This is a genomic window from Halotia branconii CENA392 (genome assembly GCF_029953635.1).
In the GTDB taxonomy this organism is placed as follows: domain Bacteria; phylum Cyanobacteriota; class Cyanobacteriia; order Cyanobacteriales; family Nostocaceae; genus Halotia; species Halotia branconii.
On sequence record NZ_CP124543.1, the window covers coordinates 1,990,997 to 2,017,131 of the forward strand.

Annotated in this window: 23 protein-coding genes; 9 read left to right on the forward strand and 14 right to left on the reverse strand. The window is 38.6% G+C overall.

Annotated features, from left to right (window positions below):
* Positions 1–51: 51 nt before the first annotated feature.
* The gene (locus QI031_RS08840; RefSeq protein ID WP_281484811.1) at positions 52–441 is read left to right on the forward strand and encodes a hypothetical protein; all 390 of its coding nucleotides are present in this window, start codon (positions 52–54) and stop codon (positions 439–441) included.
* 74 nt (positions 442–515) lie between these two features.
* On the opposite strand, the gene QI031_RS08845 is transcribed toward QI031_RS08840, so the two are convergent.
* Positions 516–1,025, reverse strand: a complete 510-nt coding sequence (locus QI031_RS08845; RefSeq protein WP_281484812.1) for a YraN family protein — start codon at positions 1,023–1,025, stop codon at positions 516–518.
* 14 nt (positions 1,026–1,039) lie between these two features.
* Here QI031_RS08845 and QI031_RS08850 point away from each other — a divergent pair, with 14 nt between their 5' ends.
* Positions 1,040–1,549: a pentapeptide repeat-containing protein gene (locus tag QI031_RS08850; protein WP_281484813.1), complete on the forward strand. Its 510-nt coding sequence runs from the start codon at positions 1,040–1,042 to the stop codon at positions 1,547–1,549.
* A gap of 410 nt (positions 1,550–1,959) precedes the next feature.
* On the forward strand, positions 1,960–2,244 hold the full coding sequence (locus tag QI031_RS08855; protein WP_281484814.1) for a hypothetical protein: 285 nt from the start codon (positions 1,960–1,962) through the stop codon (positions 2,242–2,244).
* A gap of 253 nt (positions 2,245–2,497) precedes the next feature.
* On the opposite strand, the gene QI031_RS08860 is transcribed toward QI031_RS08855, so the two are convergent.
* Positions 2,498–4,666, reverse strand: coding sequence for a DEAD/DEAH box helicase (locus QI031_RS08860; RefSeq protein ID WP_281484815.1), 2,169 nt, complete (start codon positions 4,664–4,666; stop codon positions 2,498–2,500).
* A gap of 277 nt (positions 4,667–4,943) precedes the next feature.
* Here QI031_RS08860 and QI031_RS08865 point away from each other — a divergent pair, with 277 nt between their 5' ends.
* Together QI031_RS08865 and QI031_RS08870 are read left to right on the forward strand one after the other, a co-directional pair.
* Positions 4,944–5,714, forward strand: coding sequence for a pentapeptide repeat-containing protein (locus QI031_RS08865; RefSeq protein ID WP_281484816.1), 771 nt, complete (start codon positions 4,944–4,946; stop codon positions 5,712–5,714).
* A gap of 25 nt (positions 5,715–5,739) precedes the next feature.
* The gene (locus tag QI031_RS08870; protein ID WP_281484817.1) at positions 5,740–6,360 is read left to right on the forward strand and encodes a TenA family protein; all 621 of its coding nucleotides are present in this window, start codon (positions 5,740–5,742) and stop codon (positions 6,358–6,360) included.
* Between the two features lie 201 nt (positions 6,361–6,561).
* Here the strand turns inward: QI031_RS08870 and QI031_RS08875 are convergent, their stop codons facing one another.
* From QI031_RS08875 to modA, 3 genes are all read right to left on the reverse strand, one after another.
* Positions 6,562–7,257: a PEP-CTERM sorting domain-containing protein gene (locus QI031_RS08875; RefSeq protein WP_281484818.1), complete on the reverse strand. Its 696-nt coding sequence runs from the start codon at positions 7,255–7,257 to the stop codon at positions 6,562–6,564.
* Between the two features lie 275 nt (positions 7,258–7,532).
* Positions 7,533–8,150: a hypothetical protein gene (locus QI031_RS08880; RefSeq protein WP_281484819.1), complete on the reverse strand. Its 618-nt coding sequence runs from the start codon at positions 8,148–8,150 to the stop codon at positions 7,533–7,535.
* 62 nt (positions 8,151–8,212) lie between these two features.
* Entirely contained in the window at positions 8,213–9,010 is a 798-nt protein-coding gene (gene modA, locus QI031_RS08885; RefSeq protein WP_281484820.1) for a molybdate ABC transporter substrate-binding protein, read from the reverse strand.
* Positions 9,011–9,497: 487 nt separating this feature from the next.
* Between modA and ilvD the strand changes: the two genes are divergently transcribed.
* Positions 9,498–11,189 (forward strand): dihydroxy-acid dehydratase, encoded by a 1,692-nt coding sequence (gene ilvD / locus QI031_RS08890; protein WP_281484821.1) that lies wholly within the window; start codon positions 9,498–9,500, stop codon positions 11,187–11,189.
* A 498-nt stretch (positions 11,190–11,687) separates the two neighbouring features.
* Positions 11,688–12,392 (forward strand): hypothetical protein, encoded by a 705-nt coding sequence (locus QI031_RS08895; protein WP_281484822.1) that lies wholly within the window; start codon positions 11,688–11,690, stop codon positions 12,390–12,392.
* Here QI031_RS08895 and urtE read toward each other — a convergent pair.
* From urtE to QI031_RS08935, 8 genes are all read right to left on the reverse strand, one after another.
* Positions 12,355–13,053: an urea ABC transporter ATP-binding subunit UrtE gene (gene urtE / locus QI031_RS08900; RefSeq protein ID WP_281484823.1), complete on the reverse strand. Its 699-nt coding sequence runs from the start codon at positions 13,051–13,053 to the stop codon at positions 12,355–12,357. The two genes, QI031_RS08895 and urtE, sit on opposite strands and share 38 nt — an antisense overlap.
* Positions 13,054–13,211: 158 nt before the next feature.
* The gene (locus QI031_RS08905) at positions 13,212–14,324 is read right to left on the reverse strand and encodes a hypothetical protein (RefSeq protein ID WP_281484824.1); all 1,113 of its coding nucleotides are present in this window, start codon (positions 14,322–14,324) and stop codon (positions 13,212–13,214) included.
* Between the two features lie 24 nt (positions 14,325–14,348).
* Complete coding sequence (locus QI031_RS08910; protein WP_281484825.1) at positions 14,349–15,806, reverse strand: DNA methyltransferase; 1,458 nt, start codon at positions 15,804–15,806, stop codon at positions 14,349–14,351.
* A gap of 63 nt (positions 15,807–15,869) precedes the next feature.
* On the reverse strand, positions 15,870–16,616 hold the full coding sequence (gene urtD, locus QI031_RS08915) for an urea ABC transporter ATP-binding protein UrtD (RefSeq protein WP_281484826.1): 747 nt from the start codon (positions 16,614–16,616) through the stop codon (positions 15,870–15,872).
* Positions 16,591–17,706, reverse strand: a complete 1,116-nt coding sequence (urtC, locus tag QI031_RS08920; protein WP_281484827.1) for an urea ABC transporter permease subunit UrtC — start codon at positions 17,704–17,706, stop codon at positions 16,591–16,593. The genes urtD and urtC overlap by 26 nt, the downstream gene beginning before the upstream one ends.
* 30 nt (positions 17,707–17,736) lie before the next feature.
* Positions 17,737–18,897, reverse strand: a complete 1,161-nt coding sequence (locus tag QI031_RS08925; protein ID WP_281484828.1) for an ABC transporter permease subunit — start codon at positions 18,895–18,897, stop codon at positions 17,737–17,739.
* A 131-nt stretch (positions 18,898–19,028) separates the two neighbouring features.
* The gene (urtA, locus tag QI031_RS08930; RefSeq protein ID WP_281485967.1) at positions 19,029–20,345 is read right to left on the reverse strand and encodes an urea ABC transporter substrate-binding protein; all 1,317 of its coding nucleotides are present in this window, start codon (positions 20,343–20,345) and stop codon (positions 19,029–19,031) included.
* A 178-nt stretch (positions 20,346–20,523) separates the two neighbouring features.
* Positions 20,524–21,675 carry an NAD(P)/FAD-dependent oxidoreductase gene (locus tag QI031_RS08935; RefSeq protein ID WP_281484829.1) on the reverse strand — a complete coding sequence of 384 codons (1,152 nt, stop codon included), beginning with the start codon at positions 21,673–21,675 and terminating at the stop codon, positions 20,524–20,526.
* An 84-nt stretch (positions 21,676–21,759) separates the two neighbouring features.
* Here QI031_RS08935 and QI031_RS08940 point away from each other — a divergent pair, with 84 nt between their 5' ends.
* Complete coding sequence (locus tag QI031_RS08940; protein ID WP_281484830.1) at positions 21,760–22,632, forward strand: S-methyl-5'-thioadenosine phosphorylase; 873 nt, start codon at positions 21,760–21,762, stop codon at positions 22,630–22,632.
* 104 nt (positions 22,633–22,736) lie between these two features.
* Here QI031_RS08940 and QI031_RS08945 read toward each other — a convergent pair whose 3' ends face one another.
* Positions 22,737–24,752, reverse strand: coding sequence for a BamA/TamA family outer membrane protein (locus tag QI031_RS08945; protein WP_281484831.1), 2,016 nt, complete (start codon positions 24,750–24,752; stop codon positions 22,737–22,739).
* 262 nt (positions 24,753–25,014) lie between these two features.
* Here QI031_RS08945 and QI031_RS08950 point away from each other — a divergent pair, with 262 nt between their 5' ends.
* Positions 25,015–26,130 (forward strand): BUD32 family EKC/KEOPS complex subunit, encoded by a 1,116-nt coding sequence (locus QI031_RS08950; protein WP_281484832.1) that lies wholly within the window; start codon positions 25,015–25,017, stop codon positions 26,128–26,130.
* The last annotated feature ends 5 nt before the right edge of the window (positions 26,131–26,135 follow it).

Below are 26,135 nucleotides of genomic sequence, written 5' to 3' on the forward strand. Positions count from 1 at the left end.
TCTATTGACGAATATAGAGATGTAGGATTGGTTTTGATCCCAAACACCAACATGGAATACTTGTATTATCTGGCAAATGCCAGTCTAACTCTGAGAATCGTTCAGCATTTACATACCAGACCTCAAACACCTGTTTCGTTCGTCACCGTGATTCATCAGATTGATGGTTGGGTGGTTAGGATCAAACTCAAAGGTCAAGTCTCGCCCCAAGAGGATGGCGATTTTCGGGCTTTTCTAAATGAATTAGGAATTAGCTATGAGCCGCCAATGCGCGTGCAAATGGCACTTTGGAGTTTGGAAGCGGGACAATGCCCTGTAGACGTGATGCGCCGCTACCAAGTAGCAATAGTTTCCCACGGTAACCCAGAGAGAGAAGAAATTGAAGCTTTCCGGCAACAGTTTGTCAGAGGACTGGGTTATTGTCCAGAAACATTAGCGTGATCACTTTTGGTTTGAACATTGCTGGTAATTGGTAATAGGGATATTGCTCCATTACCAATTACCAATAACTATTATCAGCTATCAATTGCAGAGTCGAAAGCTGCGGGAATATATTCTTGAAGATAAAATTGATATCCTGCGACTGATGCGCTAATAAGGGCTTGGCGAGAAGCTGTAAGCTGCGATCGCTGTTTTAATATTCGCTGACAATATACAATAGCAACATCAAAGCGACAGGCATAATTTGCCATCTGAGGATATTGAGCTAAAAATATTCCAGCCGTGCGCGAAAGTTTGGCTTGTTTTTGCAGAGTAATTGCACTTCTACCCCCTGCGTCCCAATTGCTGGAACTACGGGTTTTAACTTCGACAAACGCTAAGGTTGAATATTGAGTAGAGATAGGATTAATTGTATCTTTAACAGACTTGCAGTCATGATGTTGAGCAATAATATCAATTTCTCCCCATCGGCAACTAAAGCGACGGTGTAAAATCACCCAATCTGTAGATTCTAACCATTGTGCAACTAGGTCTTCTCCTAATTGACCAATATCGTCATAATGAGATGGAGGAAGATTCGCCATTGGCTAAAAGTAGCATGAATTTTAGATTAAGCAATCGGATATGGGCAAGCTTACTCAGTTTATTGCTTTGGGGAGTATTTGGCATCACAGCAACTTTCGGTTGTGTTCCCACAGCTTTTGCCCTGGAATATAACAAAGAAATTTTGGTACAGGCTGATTTTTCAGGACGTGATTTAACAGATTCTAGTTTTACTAAAGCTAATCTCCGTCAGAGTAACTTCAGTCATGCCAACTTGAGTGGTGTAAGCTTTTTTGCAGCAAACTTAGAGTCGGCAAATTTAGAGGAAGTAAATCTCACATACGCTACTTTAGACTCAGCCCGTCTCATTAAAGCAAATTTAACAAATGCTGTTTTGGAAGGTGCGTTTGCGGCTAATGCTAAATTTGATGGTGCAATTATTGATGGAGCAGATTTTACTGATGTGCTGCTGCGTCAAGATGAGCAAAAAAAATTGTGCCAAGTCGCCAAAGGTACTAATCCAACTACAGGAAGAGACACGCGAGATACTTTGTTTTGTCGGTAGTCCGCAATTGGGCTAGCAGAGGGGAAAGATTCTCTCCCTTGCGCCCTGTCCCCTGCACCCCTACTAAGTCTACACAGCAATATTAAGTTGGTGAACTACTAGTTGTTGGTGGTTCGCCAAATCTCCTGGCTTTACCACCAGTCCACAATGAAAAAAAATCAATCCCTAACATCTAACCTTTAGAGGATGAACAATAAGTTAGTAAATCTTAAGCTAAATTGTCGTTAACAAATTACGGGAAACATTTACTAGATTGGCTAAAGTTTGTCAGACTGCGATCGCTATGTTAATATCAAGTCTATATTAGGCATTTGTCTATTTAATTAGATAGAAAAGCTAAACAAGCCAAATCAAGCACTACAGCAGTTAGTAGCCACAAAGTTTAAGTTTGCTGAAGAATCACGAAAAATATGCCTGATTATAAGCCTGGTAAAGTAGTGGTATTGTTTGGTAATTTTCCCCTTAGTATTCGTGTGCCTGCTGCCCCACGAGATGAGCAATTGACTTTCTTGCGCGATCGCATTATCTTTCATGCTAATAATCTTCTTGAATACGGATTATGGGATGAACCCCTGACTGATATGGAACTTGATCAAATTATGTCAGATGTAGAAATCAAATCGGCGTTTATGCCAGATTTTTGTAGTGTATTGTCTTGGTTAGGAGATCCATTACGGATATTTAACAAAAATTAGTTAAAATTTTATTTACTAAAAGATATCTGCAATTAAGGTGATGATGTTGTTGATTTCATAGCCTTGCTTATGACTTACGCGCAGACTACGGTTTTACGTCATCACGTTCGCTTTTAGCGTTCCCGCAGGGTGCAAAGCGTAAAGCCTACGGCATAGCTACGCTCAGCATGAAGTGTCTTTGCAGGGTAGTAATCACAAAAACCTAGTTTTTCGTTATGAGTGCGTAAGTCTTATGTTTTGAAATCACCAGCATTTACCATAATGCTACTTGTTGCTTAACTTCTACAAGATCTAAATAGTCTCTAGCAAAAGCTTTTCGCAGAAGTGGATGAGGAATAAACTGATCATACTTTTGAATTTCTGGTGCTTCTGAGGAACTTACCAAATCTTCAGGCGCGATTCTTTGTTCACATAGTGAAACTATTTCTTGCTGAAAATATGGAAATTTATCTTTACTTAGTTTGACTATTAAATAATAGGGATTTGTCCCACCAATACTATTAATTTCTAAAGATTCACGACAAAAAGAATTGAGTAATCTTTCTAATGTTCGGTAAGCAACCGTACCCATCCAAGGAAAAATGCAGCATTTACCTTTTTCTAACTGCATGATATTTTTTTTATATAATTCAGCAGATTTTGCTAATTGACGAGCTATTTGTAACCGTTGTTGAGCATTATCTTGTAAATAGCTATATTCTACATTTTCTAATAAAATCTGTCGCATTTTTTGCAAAACTTTTGTATGGATAGTACCACTGCCACCACGCCAATAAATAGTAGATTTACCTTCTACCTGCTTTACAGAAACTACTTTTTTTCTAAAATCAACTTCTAAGACTTCCCAGGTTCTTCCTGCCAAGGCAAATTGATTGCCAACAGGAGGCGGCATGGCAATACTACCAATTGCTGTGGTTGCTTGTTTCACTACATATTCTTGGCTGTCTGGGAAAACAGCATAAAATTGAAATTTACCTACAACTTTTTCCCCAGTTAAACCAATCATTAGTTTGCCTTGTTCTGTTTTTTGAAGGTGATCAATATCAATTAAATAGCGTAATAATAACTTAAAATCTTCTGAAGAGATAGCTGCAAATGGTGGCAAATTTAAAACCTGTTTAGCCAAAACCGCAGGTGAAAGTTTTCCTGTTGCTGCTAAAATACTCATTGTTTGATGATAAAGCAAACTAAAGGGATATTTAATTGGATTTATTGGCTCAATCCAACGTTCTTCTAAATAAAGTTGGATAATGGCGATACATTGTAGAAGTTGCCAAGGAATTTGTTCTGGAAAAGGTGCTTCGGATAATGGTTGACTTTCAGCACAGACAAAGCGCATATCAGCAGATTCGCCTCTTCTCCCACTCCGGCCTAACCTTTGTAAAAAACTAGCTACAGAAAGAGGAGATTCTAACTGAATGACTCGCTCTAAATGACCAATATCTATACCTAACTCTAAAGTTAAAGTAGCGGCAGTAACAGCTGGATGATTGGGTTCGCGCATAGCATTTTCAGCAGCTTGTCGCAGACTAGCAGAGATACTGCCATGATGTACATGATAGATATCTGGTAGTGCTTGTTTTGTAGCTGTTTGTCGCAAAGACGCGATGATAGATTCGGTTTGAGTGCGGTTGTTAGCAAAGATTAGACATTTACGATGTTTACTCAGGTTGAAAACATATTGTTCGTATGCTGTTGTCTCAGAATCATCGACTTCATTTGTCAGATAAAAGTGTTCTACAGCCAACTTTATTTGACGTTTTCCTGCTGCAATTGTGGGAGTAGTTACTGGGTTTTCGGTTCCAGAACGCAACCATGCTTCAGCCATTGCATAGTCGCCAAGAGTTGCTGACAAACCAATACGCCGGGGTTGTGTAGATGTCACTTTTGCTAAACGCTGTAATTGACAGATAATTTGACAACCGCGTTCAGAACCCATGAAAGCATGAATTTCATCGATAATTACAAAGCGCAAATCACCAAATAAGCGTATTAGTTCACTATGTTTATTAATTAATAAGCTTTCTAATGATTCTGGTGTGATTTGCAAAATACCTTGGGGATTTTTTAAAAGCTTGCTTTTGCGACTTTGAGCAACATCACCATGCCAATGCCAAACAGGAATATCTGCCGATTTTAGTAAACCGTTGAGGCGTTCAAATTGATCGTTAATTAAAGCTTTAATCGGGCCAATATATAATACACCTATCGTACTGGCGGGTTTTTCATATAATTGGGTAATCACTGGTAAAAAAGCTGCTTCTGTTTTTCCCGCAGCGGTAGCAGCAGCAACTAACAAGTGAGTGTCAGTATCAAATATAACTTGACACGCAGCAAGTTGAGCTGGTCTTAATTCAGTCCAGTTGTGATGATATATATATTCTTGAATGAAGGGTGCAAGTCTGCTGAAAGCATCTCTCATTAATATCGCCGCTTAGTAGAAATGTTATTTTGTCGTCCAGGATAATGGAAAAGCCAGAATACCACAGGAAAATTGAGTTCGCTGTGGTGATTGTTAAACATCTTACTGAAACCGCACCTATTGTTTGATAAAAAAGTGGGTATCAGAGCGATCGCAATCTCTCAAGTTTAAAGGTAACTACAGAGGGCAAATTACTTAGGTTACTCATATTATAGGCTGAAGTATAAATCTGTTAGTCCAGTTTGAGTATTGAGTCAGAAATATTGCGACAGCAACTATGAAAAGGCAAATTTTAGCAATAGCTACATTTTTAACTACAATCAGCGTTACAACCTCCGTCCAAGCAGCAAATTCTGAACAACTGAGACAATTATTAGCAACCAAAGAATGTCAAAACTGTGACTTGAGTGGTGCAGGTTTAGTCATGGCTGATTTATCTGGAGCTAATTTAAGTGGTGCTAATCTTACAGGTGCTAACCTCAGTCGTGCTAATTTAAGCGGCGCTGATTTGCGGGGTGCAAATTTGAGTGGCGCTGGTTTATTTGGCGTTAACCTCAGCGAAGCTAAGTTAAGCGGGGCAAATCTAGCGGGTGCTGATTTAAGAAATACTTATCTCACAAATGCAGAATTTAACAGTGCTTATCTCAGTGGTGCTAACTTTCAAGGTGCAGTAGGTATACCATTGCAAATTGCTACACCAGATGAATTTTATGCCTGGGGCGTAGCAGAGGCACAAAAAGGCAACCAACAACAGGCGATTAATTACTTTAATCAAGCGATCGCAGCTAAACCAGAGTATGCTGGTGCTTATTTAGCCCGCGGTGTAGCTCGTTATCAGATATTTGATCGCCAAGGTGCGTTTCAAGATGCCCAAATTGCTGAAAAACTGTTCACATCCCAAAGCAATGATCCTGGGATTCAAACAGCACAGGCTTTTATGAAAGAATTGCAAACACCCTATAGTGATAAAGTCAGTACTGGTAAACCTAGTTTCTTCGACTTTGTAGGTAGTCTTGGCTCAGTACTGCTGCAATTTCTTCCTTTTTAAATAATGACAACTGACAACTAATTTAATGACTTTATCCAACGAATTGTGGGCAGCAAATCAAGATTTAGCCCAAGCTTGTCTAGAACATCCTTTTGTTCAAGGCATTGCTGACGGTACGCTTGAGCAAACGAAGTTCGCTTACTACGTCGGGCAAGATGCCTTTTTCTTAGAAGCTTTTGCCCGTGCGTATAGCATCGCCGCAGCTAAAGCACCAGACTGGGTAGGTTTCACCACATTTCATCACTTAGCTGCTGGAGTTTTAGAAGAACTGCGGTTGCATGAAAGTTATGCTTTACGATGGGGAGTTAATTTGCAATCTGTAGAACCTGGAACTGCTACCCGTCGCTATACTGATTTTTTGTTAGCTACTGCTTGGGGTGGGGATGTAGGTGTAACAGCTGCGGCAATGTCTCCTTGTATGAGTCTTTATGCTTTTTTAGGAGAACAATTGGCTAGTAATGGCATTCCTAATCATCAGTATGCCGACTGGATTAGTACTTACAGCAGTCAAGATTTTCAGCCGTTGTCACAGCAATTAGCAAGTTTGGTTGATAACTATGCTACAGCTAATACCTTAGTTTGCTCAACATACCGTTATGCTATGTTCTGCGAACGTGACTTTTTCCAAGCTGCATGGTTGTTGTAGGAATCTGTTTGAAATTGAATTTTTGGCGTTGCATAATTGCAGGACGATTTACCGGGCTACGCCTCGCTTCTCTACGAGACGTATGTAGCGACTGTCTTCAAAGTCGCTACACAGATTCTTTTTCAAGTGTTGTGATTCGTGCAGCGTCGCCCGATAAAGGTTTGGGTAACACTTGTGAGAAATACGGATGAAATTGTTGTCTTATTTACTTGACTTAATATTAATAGCCAACCGCTTTTTCTTTAGCCAAATCCCTAATAAAATTGCAACTGCTATTCCTCCAATATCTGATGGTTCTGGTACAGGCTTAACACTTACAGTATCCAAGTATAAAAATGTGCGTCTATCTATAGATCCAAACTTTAACTCTGTGGATGATGTGTCTGCTGTGAAATTGAACTTATATGGTGTATACGGTTGAAAATTAATATTCTTTTGATCGAAAATCTTATTTCCACCTACAAATGTTTGGAACTGATTATCAAGAAGGTCAGGTTCCTCAGCTGTAGATGCTAAAAAGTAACTCAGTTCGTATTCTTGACCAGCTTTTGTAGAAAGCGTCTGTGATATGAAGCTGAGGTCTTTAAATCCACTAAGTACTAAGCCTTGATTATTACTTTGAGGAAAATTGCTAATTCTAGTCCCTGATGTATCTATCGGATCGCCAGACTTAGTCCATCCTGTAATATTAGGATTTGGAGCGGTGGTATCGTTAGGATCTACGAGGGGGTCAAGTTCAAATCCTCCATTAAAAACAATGTCACTAGGATCTACAACCCAGTCATGATCGTAATTTGCTTGCGCTACTGGAATATAAGTACCAGTAATCACAACAGTACTAGTAATGGTAGTAATAAAACCAAAAGCAATTATTGAAAGTTTTTTAGTTAACTTCATGAAACTTGACTCCAAAATAATTCCAATTTACAGCAATCAAAACAAGTTGATAGTTACATCTATGCTGGCTCTAAGTAATGTCAATAAAGCTGAAATTTGACTCTGGTTTATAAGAGTTTGCTATTGATATAAATAATGATTCATATACTCAAGACAATCTCTCTATGAACTCATAATGGAGTTTTTTTAGTTAGATGAATTTCAGTGGCATTCTCGACACTATAGAGCCAGACAAGAGAAATCTATGGTTTAGTCATCCTGCGATAGTTTTATCCTTAAGGTTCAGGTACAGATTTGACACTCACATCATCCAAGTATAAAAACGCATACTTGACTTTCCAACCAAACTTTATCTCTGTAGATTCTCCTTTCGCTTTGAAAGATATGGTTGTTAGCGTGTATGGTTGAAAAGCAGTATTTTTATCACTACCAAACTTCTTCCCACCAATAAAAATCTGAAATTTATTTTTCACATCAGGTGCTTCTTCTGTGGATGCGAAATAGTAAGTAAGTTTGTAGTTTTGATCCTTAACTGTAGGGATAGTCTGTGATATGTAGCTAGTCTCAGAAGATCCAATTATTGAACTCAGCGATAACCCTTGATTACCAGTGTTAGGAAAGTTACTGATTCTAATACCCGATATATTAACACCAGGTGTGTCCGCCGGATTGAAAGGCTCAGACTTATTCCATCCCATAACATTAGGATTTGGAGCAGTGGGATCATTAGGATCTACAAGAGGGTCGATTTCAAAGCTTCCGTTCGTAATCAGTTCTGGCCCTTCTGGTTCTGTTTGTGCTACTGATTTATAAGCATTGGTAATCACAGCAGTACTAACTAAGGCAGTGGTCAAACTACAAACAGTAATTGAGAGTTTTTTAGTGAGCTTCACAAGACATGACTCCAAATAGTTTAAAATTCACGACAACGACTACTTGATTTGCTTTGTAGTGATTAAGTAGGCGGAAGAAATCCATAGGTGCCTCTGAAGATATTCTGGGCAGTACTACCACTTAAGTAAGTAGAAAAAGTCTGTGCTGCTGTGCGATTTGTACCTGTACTTCTGGTGAGTATACCCAGTGGATAGACAATAGTCTCGCTGTCTGAGGTAAGGGCAGTTTCTACAACTCTTACCTTATTGGAAATAAGAGCATCAGTGGTATAAACAAAACCTGCGTCAATATTATTAACACCGTTGAGAGTTTTGTTTTCAACACCAGTTAAAACGGCACGTACATTGCTTCCGAGAACCAATTTGGACTGGACAGTATTGAAAATACCCCGTTTAGTGAGAACTTGTTTGGCATAATCCCCTGCTGGTACAACTGGCGGAGTACCTGTATAGTCACCTATGGCAACTTTCCTAATATTGGTGTTGGTCAAACCACTGATGTTCTTGAGAGCAGCACTACCAGGACTAGGAGATGTCGTGGGAGCAATCAAAACAAGACGATTTCTGACAACATTCTTACGGCTACCTGAAACCAATTTACCCTGACTCTGCAAAGCATCTATTTGGTCGTTGGCAGCAGAAATGAAAATATCTGCTGTACCTCCGCTTTGTATTTGCTGATACAAAGTACCAGAAGCACCGAATGTATAAGTAATGGTAATACCTGGATTAGCATTTTGAAACTGAGTTTTAATGCTGTTTAGCGCATTTGTTAAGCTGACAGCCGCATATACGTTAACGTTGGTTGCAGATGTGGCTGGTGATAAATTGACAAACTGCAAACCTATTACCAGCATCATGCTGGTAACTGCCGTCGTAACCCAAGCAATAAGTCTTCTTCTGTTCATAAGTTTGAGAAAAATGTTACCTGCGATCTCATCATTCGCATAATCAATCCTGGAAACAAATAACCATCAGAATTTGTTATTTTCCAGTAGGATTACGTAAAAAGAGGGTAAAACGAATAGAATGATGAAAGTTTACCAGTAATATTGGTAATTTTCAACTATTTTGGTAATAAAAGCCTGACAAATTGGAAGACTGGGTAGTCTCTTGACATGGCGATCGCTCTGATTTAAACGTACACATTAGACTTGGAAGCGTTGCAGATAAAGCTTTATGACAATAGTTTTGATAAAAACTACTTGTTGACATCTCTGGTGTAATGTAAGTCAACTATTACCAATTAATTACCAACTAAGGCGAAAGTTCTACTGTGCTGCATAGGCATGAGAAAATCAGGTAATACAATCGCAACAGTTGCGATGATGGCAGGGAAAGAAAAACATGTCAGACAATTTGAGAAGCCAAGTTGTAACACAAGGAGTGCAGCGATCGCCGAATCGAGCTATGCTGCGTGCAGTTGGTTTTAAAGATCAAGATTTCAACAAAGCCATTGTGGGCATTGCCAATGGTTACAGCACGATTACCCCGTGCAATATGGGAATTAATCAACTGGCACAAAGGGCAGAAATTGGCATTAGAAATGCTGGGGCGATGCCGCAAATATTCGGCACAATTACGATTAGTGATGGCATTTCGATGGGTACTGAAGGGATGAAATATTCCCTAGTATCAAGGGAAGTGATTGCTGACTCCATAGAAACTGCCTGTACTGGACAAAGCATGGATGGTGTGCTGGCTATTGGTGGTTGCGATAAGAATATGCCAGGGGCAATGATTGCGATCGCTCGGATGAATATTCCGGCTATCTTTGTTTACGGTGGCACAATTAAACCCGGACAATACAACGGACGAGATTTAACTGTCGTTAGTGCTTTTGAAGCAGTCGGTCAACACAGCGCTGGTAAAATTGACGACGATGAACTTTTAGAAGTTGAACGTCGGGCTTGTCCTGGTGCTGGTTCTTGTGGTGGTATGTTTACAGCTAACACCATGTCTTCGGCTTTTGAGGCGTTGGGGATGAGTTTACCTTATTCTTCCACAATGGCAGCGGAAGATGCAGAAAAAGCTGATAGTACCGAAAAATCAGCATTTGTCTTAGTCGAAGCCATCAAGAAGCAAATTTTACCTCGCCAAATTATTACGCGTAAATCTATAGAAAATGCCATTTCTGTAATTATGGCTGTGGGTGGTTCTACAAATGCAGTATTGCATTTTTTGGCGATCGCTCGCGCAGTTGGTGTAAAACTAACTTTAGACGACTTTGAAACTATCCGCGCTCGTGTTCCTGTTTTGGGCGATTTAAAACCTAGTGGACGGTATGTAGCGACTGATTTACACAAAGCTGGTGGTATTCCCCAAGTAATGAAAATGCTACTTGTGCATGATTTATTACATGCAGATGCCTTAACTATTAGTGGTCAAACAATTGCCGAAGTTTTAGCAGACATCCCAGCAGAACCACCTTCTAATCAAGATGTAATTCGTACTTGGCATAACCCAATGTATGCTCAAGGACACCTAGCCATTCTCAAGGGTAATTTAGCAACAGAAGGTGCTGTCGCCAAAATTACCGGAGTCAAAAAGCCAGTAATTACCGGCCCTGCACGAGTGTTTGAATCGGAAGAAGCCTGTTTAGAGGCAATTTTGGCAGGTAAAATCCAAGCTGGTGATATTTTGGTCATCCGTTATGAAGGGCCAAAAGGTGGGCCAGGGATGCGAGAAATGTTGGCTCCCACCTCAGCAATTATCGGTGCGGGTTTAGGCGATTCTGTAGGATTAATTACAGACGGGAGATTTTCTGGTGGTACTTACGGTATGGTAGTGGGTCACGTTGCCCCAGAAGCAGCTGTTGGCGGTGCGATCGCTTTGGTAGAAGAAGGCGATAGTATTACCATTGATGCACCAGCTCGTAAATTACAGTTAGATATATCTGACGCAGAATTAGCCCGCCGCCGCGCCAATTGGCAACCACCCGCACCGCGTTACACTAAAGGCGTACTGGCAAAATATGCCAAGTTAGTATCATCTAGTAGTCTTGGCGCTGTCACAGATTTGGATTTGTTTAACGATTAGTTATGAGCTAAAAATTTTTGATAAATTGTTCTGAGAATATAAATAACTGGCTCTATAAATAGAGCCAGCTTTTCTTAAAAATTTTAAATTGATGTAGTTGTCAATCATTACCAAAATTACTACTTACAATCCTCGCAATTCCACTCAAATTTTAAACTCTAACAAATGGACTATTTACCATTAATCTCTTGCCTTTACTATTGACTATATTTGGTAAAGCCGTAGCAGCTCACAATCAAATTTTAGAGCATTTAACTTCAGAGAACGTCAGCAAGATCCTACAAAAGATATTCTCAGTTTTCTAAGTCGGTGAAATAAAATCGAACTATGTAAATAAAAGTAAATAAGGCTCAAACTCTTTTTCCCCCTGCTCTTGGTCACTGAGCGACTTGTACTGAGCGTCCTTCGACTTCGCTCAGGAACCATAGTCGAAGTGAGCCGAAGTGCTGCCCCCTGCTTTATTCCAACGATAATTATTGACATCAACCTACTTAATCTATGACACCTCAAGTAGACATACATTTGCCTGATGAAGTGTTACAACGCTGGCAAAATATCAAAGATTTTGTCGGCGAAAATGTGGATTCTTTAACAAACTCAGCACAACAAGTTAGAGAGTCTTTGAGGGAAACAACAACTACAACCCTTGAGCAAAGTTGGCAAACAGCTGAGCAAGTTAAGAATACAACATCAGGAGTAGTTCAAAGTGCAATCGTTGCTTCTTTTGATGATTGGTTGATACAACATCCTGCATTTTTGCAGTTATTACAAATATTAGGTTGGGCTGCTAATCATCCAATTATCAGTTTAGTAATTTTGCTTTTTGGGATTGCTTTAGTTTGGAGCATTATTAAAGCAATTATGCGCTTGATTGAGCAAGCTAGTTGGTCAATACTACAAGTACCTTTGAGATTAATTCAGGTTTTGATTAAAGCGATTGTTTTATCCTTGCTTAAAATTAGTAGTTTTACTATTCAAAAGATTAAAGGTACTCAAACAACTGATAATTTATCTACTAATTCTTTAACAATTTATCAATCTAAGCAGCAAAGATTGGCAGAAATATCTAGCCGTTTAGAAGTAATTAAACAAGAACAAAATGAACTTTTGCAAGAAGCCGCAGACTTGATTAGTTCAGACTCAAACGAGATTAAAATACCAACAATTAAACAGCTAAAAACTGTTGAATCACATCTTGACTAAGTTCGCTAGTAGAACCGGAGGAGACAATACCGCCTTTTTGCATGGCGTAATAGTAATCAGCCTGACGGACAAAGTGTAAGTGTTGTTCTACTAATAAAACAGAAATGCCTGTAGTGGCTACGATGCGACGGACTGCGGCTTCAATTTCTAGGATAATAGACGGTTGAATACCTTCGGTAGGTTCATCTAATACGAGTAATTGAGGTTGTCCCATTAAAGCACGAGCGATCGCTAATTGTTGCTGCTGTCCACCACTCAAATCACCACCCATCCGCGCCAGCATGGTTTTTAACACAGGAAATAAATTAAAAATTTCTTCAGGAATTTCTGCTTTTTTGACTGGTTTACGTCTAGCTTCCAACCCCAGCAGCAAATTTTCTTTGACTGTCAAACGGGGGATAATTTCTCGTCCTTGGGGAACATAACCAATTCCCAACTTTGCTCTTTGGTCTGGAGATTTGGAGTTAATTAATTCTCCAGCAAACTTAATTGTACCGCTGCGGGGTTTAAGTAATCCCATAATGGTTTTAAGTAGGGTTGTTTTACCTACGCCATTACGTCCAATGAGGCAAACCATTTGCCCAGATGGTACGCTTAAATCGACATTGCGAAGAATATGACTTTCACCGTAGTAAACGTTGATGTTAGAGATTTTTAGCATTATAAATTATGTAGATATTAAACTTTAATGCAAAGTCATAAAGAGCAAGATACAGTTTTCATACTTTTGTATAAGATAGGAAAATTCAGAGCTGTTATTGTTATTTATTCATGCTCATTTAACTGTGTAATAATCAGTAGAATTTTGATGAAAATATTTTACTTTACAACGAAAATAACGTCTGTTAATGCACTAAAAGTTTGTGGTTTCCCAGGATAATTAAAATTCATCTTTAAATCTGAAATTTGCTTTGAGCTAAAAGCATCAAGAAAAGTATTTATAGTAGGTGTTAAAAGGTCTAAGTTTCTTTTAAGTTTCCACGAGCTTGAAAAATCATTCGTATCAATTAGTATAAGAAACAAGCGATTTTCTGATCCAAAGCGCATTTCTCCCTGATTCTCATACAACCATTTTGCTAGATTTTTAGGATTTTGTTGAGCTTCATTAACAATTGCCATGTTTTCAGATTTCAACTTATTAAGAACAGATTCAGATGCATTGTCATTTCGATCTCTTAACTTTTCAGTTATTTCATAATATATATTGGGAGCTTTGGCTGTTTTATCAAAGTTAATTGAAAGCTCTTTTGCTTTTTTCTTTAAAAAAGTGAGTTCAACAGGAAGATTCTTTTGCTTCCTTTTTAATTTTAAATATTCTGACGGAAAATAAGTAACCTTTAAATCAAAAGGTATATTTTTGATGAAAAAATCAACACTCTTAATTTGTCCAACAGTAGCTAAAATAGATGGATGCGATTTAAATATATGCTCAATTAAAATACTAGACCAATGGTTATACCAACTATTCAGTACATATCCTTGAACAACTCGATTTATCTCCGTTTCAAACTTAGACATTAATATTTCATAGGATATGATATCTTTCGTTTTCACATAATGACTTACCAAGTATTTATCCAATGAATTTTGATAATCACCTCCCCATTCAAATATTTTCAACTTATATAATTCAGAAACGAGACTTTCCTTATTTAAAGCTCCCAATATTTGTACATTTTTTTCCTTAATATATAAATCTAATTGCTGATGAGACTGAGATAGGTTAGATTGCAAAAGTAGAAATAACTCCTCAAATTGTCCATTTAAACTGCTAGTCTTTAAGACTAATGAATATTTTTTGATAAATTCTGAAACTAATTCTTTTCTTATGATTGATTTAGTTTTTAACCACAATTGACCTGCATAATCCGTATTAAATTCTGTTAAATGTTCGCTGTCATATAATTCTTTCCAGTAAGAAAAATCTTTCATGTCAAATCTTGAAATATCTTCGTCTTATGTTGCCGTTGCTATTTGGGGTACTAAAGTTGACCAGCCTGGTATCTTATCAAGAAGTTCCCGCTTATAGCTAATACTACACCCTTTTCTTTTGAGAACAAGAACATAATCTGTTTTCATTCCACCTTTTCTATTGTCTTGCACTACTGAGTTTGCAGAATATTCCATAGGAAAAGCCCCAATAAATTGCAAATCAGAATTATTTTCAAGTATTTCTAAGAATTTCCAACTTTCTTGATCGCGGGCATTGAAGTATATTAAAAACGTTCCATCGTCAGTAAGAATACGACTAGATTCCCCTATAAAGGATTTCATCTTTTCTATATACTTGCTCTTCTTTTTATTTCTCTCTTTGGCGTTAGAAATAATTATTTCTTTTTCAAAATTAACATCTTTATTTAAAATAGAATTCCATATTTCACTTAATTCAAGGTATGGAATTCGATCACTATGTGGTGGGTCAGTGCAAATCATTTTTATAGATTTTTCTGGTATTTTTTGCATTACATCTATACAATCATCATTAATAATTAATGCTCCTTGTCTACTTTTTAATAGCGCACTTATTGATTCATGTCTAAGATATTTATGTTCACTAATATCAACTAATGCTTTATAGAGTTTTTTAGCTCTACTCTCAAAACAGTTCCAAACATTAATCTCAAAGTGTAATTCTGGTCTCCAGTAGCCGATTACCCAACTGCCGACCTCTATTTTGTTAGAAATTTGATTCTTTGTTTTTCCTCGATTGGTGATTGCAAATACCATAGATGACATTTGCCCTGATGAAGAAGTAAGAGTTAATAATAAAGCTTTTTGAATTGTATCTGGAAATAATTTAATTTCATCCAGTATTAAATCAATATTATGCAAAGCTCTACGAGTAAACAAATCGTAGATAGACATTTGATTACTTGAGTTAATTCTTGAATTTGTAAAAAAAGTTAGTTTTCTAATGTTACGTGTTGAATATTGAGAAAAGGACTCAATTTTTTCTAAATCGAAGCTTGTTGTTTCCATCTCAATCCTACTTCTACCTACCTTTGGCTTCATCCATACTTTCAAAAGTTCACCACTACTCCATAAATAATGTGATGCTATTTCCCCATTATTAGTCAAATATGTCTTATTTATTTTATATTTAATTTTTGTTTCAATCTCTTGTAGGGCTGATTGAAATACCGAAGCTTTCGGAAGTTCTAACAAGAAGTTGCTATGTTCAATTGCAAAAGGATTAATATCAATTCCAATAAATCTCCTTCTTCGGTATAAACATTCTCTACTGATAAAGCCTGATCCTAAAAATGGATCAAGAACTATATCTGACTCATTTGTATAGTTTTGGATAAAAAAAGTAATACTTTCAGTTGGCTTTTTACCCCAGTATTTATGAAAAGAATACATACCTTTATAGGTATCAGGATTGCTAATATTTTTTATGGTTTTTGCGGTCATATCAAACTCTATATATAAGAACCCTAAATATAGAGTACCATGTCGAGCTTTTGAGATAAAAATTTAGTCTTCTTGTTTTCCTAAATAAACCTCAACCACACGAGAGTCATTTTGAACTTCTTCAAAATCACCTTCACATAGTACCGAACCTTCATGTAGTACCGTGACTTTCCGGGCAATTTGACGTACAAATTCCATATCGTGTTCAATTACTAATATTGAATGACTCTGAGCTAATGTTAAAAGCAATTCGCCAATATTATAGGTTTCTTCATCTGTTAAACCCGCTACCGGTTCATCAACAAGTAATAAATCAGGTGATTGTGCTACTAACATGCCAATTTCTAAACGTTGTTTTTCTCCGTGGGAAAGTAAGCCGGCTGTGATGTCTGCTTTAGGGGTTAAACCAATGGTTTCCAACAAACCTTTAATATTATTCTTTTCAAGATTAGTAGAACTTTTAAACAAGGTAGAAAAAACATTTTTATTTTGGTTACTGGTAATTTCTAGATTTTCGCGTGGCGTTAAATTTAAATAAATGCGGGGTGTTTGAAACTTGCGTCCAATTCCCAACCGTGCGATTTTATATTCAGGTAAAGAACGCAAGTTTTTACCTTTAAATAAAACTCGTCCTACGGTTGGTTGAACTTTCCCGGTAATCACATCTAGAAATGTTGTCTTTCCCGCACCATTCGGTCCGATTACTACCCGCAATTCACCCGCATCCATACTAAAATTTAGCTGGTTTAAAGCTTTAAATCCGTCAAAACTAACAGTTACGTTTTCAGTTTCCAATATTTTGGCGTTCATGTTGCACTTCTGGGTCTTCTTCCAAGGTGGGATATGTAGCAATTTGTTGACGGCGTTGGAAAATAGAAATATTTTGATTACGTAACCATCCTATTAACCCGTCAGGAAGCACTGTTACAACTATTAAAAATAATGCGCCTTGGAAAAATAACCAAATTTCGGCAAATTGTTCACTTAAAAAAGTACGAGCATAATTAACTAACAAAGTTCCTACAATCGCCCCAATTAAAGTAGCACGTCCTCCTACCGCTACCCAAATTACCATTTCAATCGAAAAAGCAATATCCATCGCTCTAGGTGATACAGAACCACTTTGAATAGTATAAAATGCTCCTGCTATGCCAGCGATCGCACCCGAAACTGCAAACACCAACACTTTAAAATCTGTAGGGTCATAGCCAGAAAATCTTACCCGACTTTCATCATCCCGAATCGCTATTAACAATTTCCCAAAGCGCCCACTTGTCAACCAGCGGCAAATTCCGTAAGTAACTGCGAGAAACACCACCGTCAGCGTGTAGAAAATAAACTGTGTTTTGGCATCGCTGACCGTTGCCCCAAACAAAGTTGTAAAATCTATCAGTCCGTTTGTGCCATTAAATAATTTTTGTTGACCATTAAAGAAGTTGAAAAATACAATAGTTCCGGCTTGAGTCAAGATAGAAAAATAAACTCCTTTGATGCGATTGCGGAAAACTAAATATCCCAATAATCCCGCTAATAACCCCGGAATTAGTACCACAGCAACTACAGATATGGGAAACGAATAAAAAGGCTGCCAAAACCAAGGAAGTTCCGTAACCCCATAAAGTCCCATAAAATCAGGTAATTCTCCTTTGGGAACTTGCAACTTCAGGTACATTGCGATCGCATATCCACCCAAACCGAAGAAAATGCCATGTCCCAAACTTAATAAACCAGTATAACCCCAAATCAAATCAATACCCAAAGCCACAATTGCCAAACAGAGAAATCGTCCCAACAAATTCAGACGAAACTCCGACAGTACCAGTGGCATAATGATGATGAGGAAAAGTGCGATCGCAATCACCACCCCCACCTCAATTAACCTTCCTCCCTTCTTCTTCATCTCTGCGTCCTTGGCTTCTTGGCGGTTCGTTCAAACATCAACAGTACGCCCCTTCTGCGGAAAAATCCCCCCAGGCTTCCACTGTAAAAACACAATAATCAACGCAAATACCATCACCTTCGCCATACTCGTCGTCGCAAAAAAAGTAAACAAATCAGCCAACGGCTTCACAGGAGTTAAAAGAAAAGCCAAAGTACCAGAACCAATTAAAAAATTAGCCGTACCAATACCCAACGCAGCTACAATCGTCCCGGCTAAATTGCCCACACCTCCGACGACAACCACCATAAACGTATCAATAATATAATTTTGCCCCGTATTTGGCCCTACAGAACCGAGCAAACTAATCGCACATCCAGCCACACCAGCCAAACCCGAACCCAGCGCAAAAGTAATCGCATCCACTTTTTGAGTTGGGATACCCAAACAAGCACTCATATTGCGGTTTTGGGTGACAGCCCTAATTCTTAATCCCCAACGAGAACGTTGTAAAAATAAATAAATTACCGCCACACAAATAATTGTTAAAGCAATAATAAATAACCTCGCAAAAGGCAATTGCACACCACCCAAAGACATCCCAGATTGTAACCATGTTGGCGCTGTGACATCCACATTTTGAGCGCCAAACCAAGGTTGAGTCACTGCTTGCTGATAAGTTTGGCTCAATAAATTGCCCGTTGTGATTGTTATCCCCAACGATAAAAATAATATTACCGCTACAATTGGGTTACGAACTCTACCCAAATTCGTGCGAGAATTTAAAATCCATAAACCTCCAAAAAAGAATAGAGAAAACAAAACTAAGCAAATCACTAATACCCAATTTACACTGCGGACAAACTGCTGAAAAATCAAACTTACTCCCCAAGTTGCTAATAAAGTTTCTAAAGGTCGTCCATAAAGATAACGAATCACACCTTTTTCTAAAACTAGTCCTACAGTAGCCGTGAACATAAAAGCGATTATTAAAGCCAAAAATATATAAAATTCAAACCACACTCCGCCCAATTGTTTACAGCCATTTTGCACAACAAATGTGGTATAAGCGCCAAACATCATCAATTCGCCATGCGCCATATTGATGACACCCATCAAGCCAAAAATAATAGCTAGTCCCAACGCAGCTATTAATAATACAGCACCAATACTAACACCATTAAATACAGCTTCTAAGAAACCTGTTAACACTTTTTTCGCCAATAGTAATAGTTGTCAGTTGTCAGTTGTCAGTTGTAGGTTGGGTTAAGCACAGCGCAACCCAACATCGATAAAAGTGTTGGGTTTCCTTACGTCAAACCAACCTACGTCTGATTAATGATTTAAACTTTTTTGTACTTACCACCTTTAGCGGGGTCAGTCCAATCACAAGCATATCCCTTAGTTTCTTTCACAAATTGATTCCAAGGAACTGGGTCAACTACTGACGGAGTAGCATAGACAATATCAAATAAACCATCATCCCTGACTTGACCAATTCGCACAATTTTGGATAAGTGATGATTGGCGTTCATTGTCACTTTACCTTCTGGTGCATCTAAAGTTTGACCGGGTGCTGCTGCACGTACTTTCGCTATATCTGTAGTACCAGCTTTTTCTACTGCTTGCTTCCACAAATAAACTGCAATATATGCTGCTTCCATTGGGTCATTTGTAACTCTGTTTTCGCCGTACTCTTTCTTAAAAGCTGCGACAAACTTCTTGTTAGCAGGTGTGTCTACTGTTTGAAAATAATTCCAAGCAGCATAATGATCTTTAAGATACTCTACACCAATTGCTTTAACTTCTTCTTCAGCGATACTTACAGACATAGAAGGATATTTGTCTGGTGTTAATCCAGCCCCTTTCAATTGTTTGAAGAAGGCAACATTACTATCTCCATTTAAAGTGTTGTAAATTACTCCACCGTTAGGCAAAGCTTGCTTTATTTTAGTAATGATTGCTGTAACTTCTGTGTTACCTAGTGGTAAGTAATCCTCTCCGACTGTTTTACCGCCTAATGCTGCTAATTGAGCTTTAATAATTGTGTTAGCAGTCCGAGGAAAAACATAATCAGAGCCAACTAAGAAAAATTCTTTGCCTTTATTTTTTAACAACCAATCAACAGAAGGTTCAATTTGTTGATTTGGTGCAGCGCCAGTATAAAAAATGTTTTTAGAACATTCTTGACCTTCATATTGCACTGGATACCAAAGCATTTGGTCTTTACTTTCAAATACTGGCTTGACGTTCTTACGACTAGCAGAAGTCCAACAACCAAAAACTACAGGAACTTTATCTTGATCAATTAATTTGGTGGCTTTTTCCCTAAAAGTATCCCAGTTAGAAGCACCATCTTCGGTAATTGTTACAATTTGTTTACCTAAAACACCACCATTAGCATTAATTTCTTTGATAGCTAATTTTTCGGCATCAACAACGCTTTTTTCACTAATAGCCATTGTGCCACTGAGAGAGTGCAAAATACCTACCTTGATGGTATTACCACTTGCAGCAGCTACAGGAGAAGCACTAGGAGAGTCTGCTGGTGTGCTAGTAGCCGTTGGAGAGTTATTCACGCAAGCTTTAAGAAAAATAGTGCTACCAAGACTTACAGAACCAGCAATCAAAAACTTCCGGCGGTTAAATCGTCTACCCATAATCTTTTTAAATTTTCCTCTTAAAAATTCATCAGCTAGTTCATAGGATGCTGACAATCTCAACCTTTAGAGTGTGATATTAGTGCGATAATTGACCAACAAAAAGTTATTTTAGATACATTTTGAGGAGTTTAATTAACCAAAGATTAACCAAAGCAATAAAAATTAATATACTAAGTTATTCCCAGTTGTTATTAGATAGCTGAATTATAATTTCATCTGACTTGCCAGTTGCAAAATTAGCAAAGCGTTCTGCTAAGGCTGGTGTAAACACTAAAGGGTTACTAAATCCAGAAAAAATATGAATGCTTTCAAATCCTGGAATAGCACCAATTAAGGGAAGACTATTGTTACTAAATGCCACTAAGCAATGATGCCAAGTTCCTGGTAAATTTTGCAACGTTGGTAAAACTTGTCCAACACTTTTTTGTAACCACTTTTCACTTTCTTGGGAGTCTATCTCGGCGTAAGGATTTGTAAGAACGCGGCTAATTTGTCCTAAGCGCAAGCTACCATCTAAAAACTGAACTGCACCTGCATCTAAAATTGGCGGTACTAATTCATTCCCTGGTTCATTCCACAATTCATCAATTTGAGTAGATTCAGCTTCTAATTGAAACCGCTGCAAATTAGCCGGCATAACTAAGGTACTTAACTGCAAATCAACAGATGGAGTTTCGATGATTTCTGCGTGGGTGAAATACAGTTTGATAAGAATACCAACTGATTTTAGTAGGGCGCGGCTGAGTCCACCCGCGCAAATCACAACATTAGCGCTGTAGTAATTTGCAATGGTTGTTTTAACGCCGTGTGGTAATAGTTGCAGTACTTGAGTAATCTGCATTTCGCCCCCTATGCGCGTAAAAGCTTGAATGTAGGCTTGGGCTGTTTTTTCTGGGTGAATATGACCATGTTTGACAGTTAAAGCCCCAGATATTGCTTGCGGATTTAGCAGTGGTTCCAACTCACAAGCTGTTTGAACATCGAGTAAACGTGGTGGTGTGGCAAAACGATTATATGAGATGGCAGTTGCTTGGGGGTCAATATCGGCTGCAATGGTGAGTAATAAATCTAATTCTCGAAATTGAATATCAGCGTCTAATTCTTGGGATAAAATGTGGTAGCGATCGCGCGCTTGCTGGCATAATTGGCGAGTCAGTGGTGTAGTTCCAGACCAATAAGCAAGTCCACCATAGCTAAAGCGAGTTGCATTTTGTGGTATTTGATTTTGTTCTAACAACAGTACAGCAAAATCTTTTTTCGCTAGTTCGTAAGCAAGTGCAGCACCTGTAATTCCAGCACCAACAACAATCCAGTCGTAGGTTTTCATACTTTATAATTCAGACTTTCTACTTCATTTAACCCCTTTTCGGTAAAATGACTTGGCAACTCAGCAAAAAACAGCTTAATAATCATGGCTCAAGCTAGTATTGGGATTATTGGTGGTAGCGGTCTATACAAAATGGATGCCCTCAAAGATGTGGAAGAAGTGCAAGTACAAACACCTTTTGGTTCGCCTTCTGATGCTCTGATTTTGGGAACCTTGGATGAAACACGAGTAGCTTTTTTAGCGCGTCATGGTCGCAATCATACTCTGTTACCTTCTGAGTTACCGTTTCGTGCCAATATTCATGCTATGAAGCAAATAGGTGTGGAGTATTTAATCTCAGCTAGTGCCGTAGGTTCTTTAAAGGAAGAAGCTAAACCATTAGATATGGTAGTACCTCATCAGTTTATTGACAGGACGAAAAATCGAATTTCGACATTTTTTGGTGAAGGAATTGTTGCTCACATTGCTTTTGGCGATCCGATTTGTCAAAATTTAGCTAGAGTACTAGCCGATGCGATCGCTTCTCTCAATTTACCAAAAGTGACTCTACATCGTGGTGGTACTTATGTATGCATGGAAGGCCCAGCATTTTCAACCAAAGCAGAATCAAATCTCTATCGCAGTTGGGGTGCAACAGTGATTGGCATGACAAATCTACCAGAGGCGAAGTTAGCCAGAGAAGCAGAAATTGCTTATGCAACTTTAGCGCTAGTGACAGATTATGATTGTTGGCATCCAGATCACGATAGCGTGACAGTGGACATGATAATTGATAATTTACAGCGCAATGCCGTCAATGCTCAAAAGGTAATTCAAGAAACTGTCAAGCGCTTAAGTAAAAATCCCCCGTTTAGCAATGCACATTCCGCTTTGCAACATGCAATTTTGACTCAATTAGACAAAGCACCCAAAGCAAAAAAGGAAAAGTTAGAGTTGTTGTTGCGAAAGTATTTGTAGTGTTGGGCATGGGGCATGGGGCATTGGGCGTTGAGATATACCAGGAAGCAAAAACGTTATTATTCTTGACATCAATGCTCTCAAAAGTTTTTGCTATAACTTACTTAAAATCGCTGCCCTATACCTAAATGCACTCTGCTTTCTCCTTGGTCATTAATACCATAATCAGCCCTAATTAAACCCAAAGGTGAGTCTAAACGTACCCCAGCCCCATAACCAAAACCAGAACCAGATTTACCGCGCACGCCTGCGGGATCTCCCAATACGGTATTGCCAGAGCCTAAATCGGAAGCAAAGTCAGCAAATAATACACCTCCGACTATTGGTATAATGGGGAAGCGGTATTCTGCGGAAGCTAAGACATAACTGCGACCATTGCCTACATCACCAGAGTCGTAACCGCGTACTGAATTGGAACCACCCAAGTTAAAACTTTCATAAGGTGGCAAATCACCAATCACAGTCCCTGCTTGGAGATTCAAGGCAAATACTTGTGGCTGTTGGCTATTAAATAGTTTTACTGGTGTATATTGACTATAATTTGCCTGGAGGCGATTGAGAGAAATATTACCTTGACCAATGGGTACAGATTGTTCTGTACTCAAACTAAGTAATGAACCTTGAGTGGGATTGTTGGGGTTATCTCTTTGGTCTTTGGTGGCGGTGAAAGATACAGTAGTCAAATCATCAATGCCAGTGCCACTTGCAGATAAAGGATTACCTTGGACATCAGTAGGTGTAACATTACCATCGCGATCGCGAATACTGGTGCGAGTATAATTAAATCCTAAAGAAGTATCCCAATTATCAATGGGTCGTTGCAGGCTGATACTTCCGCCAATTTGACCTTCGCGGACTTTATCGCCGTTAGCTAGTTTGATGCTGTCATCAAAAGTTTCTGAGATTTCCCGATGACGAAAGGCATTTACACTATACCCCAAGCGATCGGGATCAGTTGAGCGATAAGGACTAGTAAATCTGGTATCAAATTGAAAATCACGGGTACTCAAACCCAGATTTGCAGACAAAGTATCGTTAGCACCATTAATATTTTGATCTTGATAATTTAAAGTACCTATTAGCCCTTGGTCGGCATTGTAACTACCACCTACGTTAATCGCCCTGGCTCCATATTCTTTGAGTTCATATATCAAATCAACTTTATTGGCATCTCCTTCTAAAGCCACGTTCACAGTTTCAAATAAGCCAGTACTATATAATTTTTGTACGTCTTGCCTAACAGTATCTTCTTGGAAGACTTGACCTGATTTCAGCTGGAGTTGCTGTTGTAAAAAGTCGGTTTTGGTGCGTCCCATTACTGGTTCGCCTTTGCTATCAACGGTTTTACCTTCATCGCTGACAAAGCGGAATTTGACATTACTCACCAAACCTTCAGCTACATTAACGGTGAGGATTCCCTGACGGTTGGGTTTAATAGATAGCACTTTTGCCAGTTTATAACCATTGTCGGTGTACCACTGATTTACTTGTTGTACTGCTTGTTGGAGTCCTGCGGGACTAATGGGTTTACCGACTTGAGATTGAAAAGGTGCTTGAATTACTTGATAGGTAAGTGCTTTAGCCCCAGAAAGTTCTAGCGATCGCACTAGTATTGGTTGTACCTGATACACTACATTTAATCCCGCTGGGGTGCTGCGACTGTTAACGTTAGCACTGGCAAATAAATCAGTTTCTAAAATTGCCGCGACATCTTTTTGCAGCTGGTTTTGACTGGTTTCTCCACCTACTTGGGTTTTAATAATTTTGCGGATAATCTGCTGTAATTCTTCAGTTGCTCCTACTATCTGCACATCAACTGCTGTAACTACTAAGTCGTTTTCAATTACCGGGTTTTTAGGTGAAGATGGGGTAACGGGCGAATTGACTGGAATCTTGGGAGTTAGTTCCAAAGGAGTAGGGGAAAATTGTTGAGCAACTACAATTTCTGGGGATGAGATAGTCTTGACTTGTGTAGGGATTTCTGCGATCGCTGGAACTATGAAGTTTTCAGTTTGTTCATTCTCAGATGTAGTTGTGGCAGTTGCAGCCGTAACTTTTTGAGTGATATTACTAGCTGCTAAAGTAGCTAAAGTAAGAAGTGTAGCAGAAGAAACTCGCATAATATTTAATTCAATAACAAAGAGTTATTCATAGCAAGGTTGACTAACAGAGATAATACTAACTTCCAGCTGCTTTGCCGATTGCTATCCCTATTTATACCTTTTGTTCAAACAGACAATTAATTTCAATGTTTTGTTTCCAGGGCTTACGCACAGACTACGATATTCTCTCTGCGCCTCTGCGCGACGGACACTTTGCTCAAGTCGGCAGAGCCGCCCACGCAAGTGTCCTCCTCTGCGTGATAAAAATCATTCCTCATTTATGCAACCCCGAAAAAAGAAATACTTCCAACTCAGTTCACAAATCGCTCAGTTGGATAATGTACAATTGCGTTCTTTACTTGAAGGTAGTCAGTCGAGTGAATCAAGCACAGGTTGGGGGATGAATCACACCATCCTCCTTGGAGAATCTAAGGTTTTTGTGAAACGTGTTCCGGTGACAAACATCGAATTTGATAACCCTTTTTCTACCAGAAACCTCTATAACCTACCAACTTACTGTAATTACGGCTTCGGTTCTACTGGTTTTGGGGTTTTCCGTGAACTTGTTACCCATATCAAGACAACTAACTGGGTATTGGAGGGGGCGATCGCTAACTTCCCACTGATGTATCATTATCGGATTATGCCGTTTTTTGGACGGCGTGCGGATGTGGATGAGTCACGTCTAAAAGCTTATGTGGAATACTGGGGCAATAGTGAGAACGCCGGGAATTATTTTTTAGATAGAGGAAAGGCTAACTATGAGTTGGTTCTATTTCTAGAGTATATACCGTATGTTCTGGAAACATGGTTGCAGGAAAACCCTAACAAACTTCAGCAACCTCTAAATGACTTACGCACGACGATTGACTTTTTCAGGATGAAGGGAATTATCCACTTCGATGCACATTTTCGCAACGTTCTCACTGATGGTAAGCGGACATATTTGACCGATTTTGGTTTAGTGCTTGATAAGAGTTTTACATTGACTAAAGACGAAAAATCTTTCTTTAAGCAGAACATATTTTATGACTATGGAGAAATCCTGCGAAATCTTAGTCATCTTATTCAACCATCCTATGATTCATGTTTGGAAAACGATAAACGCCAGATTATAGAAACATTTAAGATAAAAGAAGGCTTAAAACCTTATGAACTGCGCTCTATATTACTCGACAACATCGAACAAATACATGCTGATGAAATTATGAAGTTAGATGAGTTCTATGTTGCTAGCATCATTAAATACCGCAGGATCATTACACTGATGCAAAACTTCTTTGCTGATATGTGGGAAAATAATCAAAAGGACACGAAACTTTGTCACGCAGAACTACGACTGTTGCTCAAAGAGACCGGGTTTGTTCCTGGTAATAAAACCTACGGCAGACATTAGTCAAA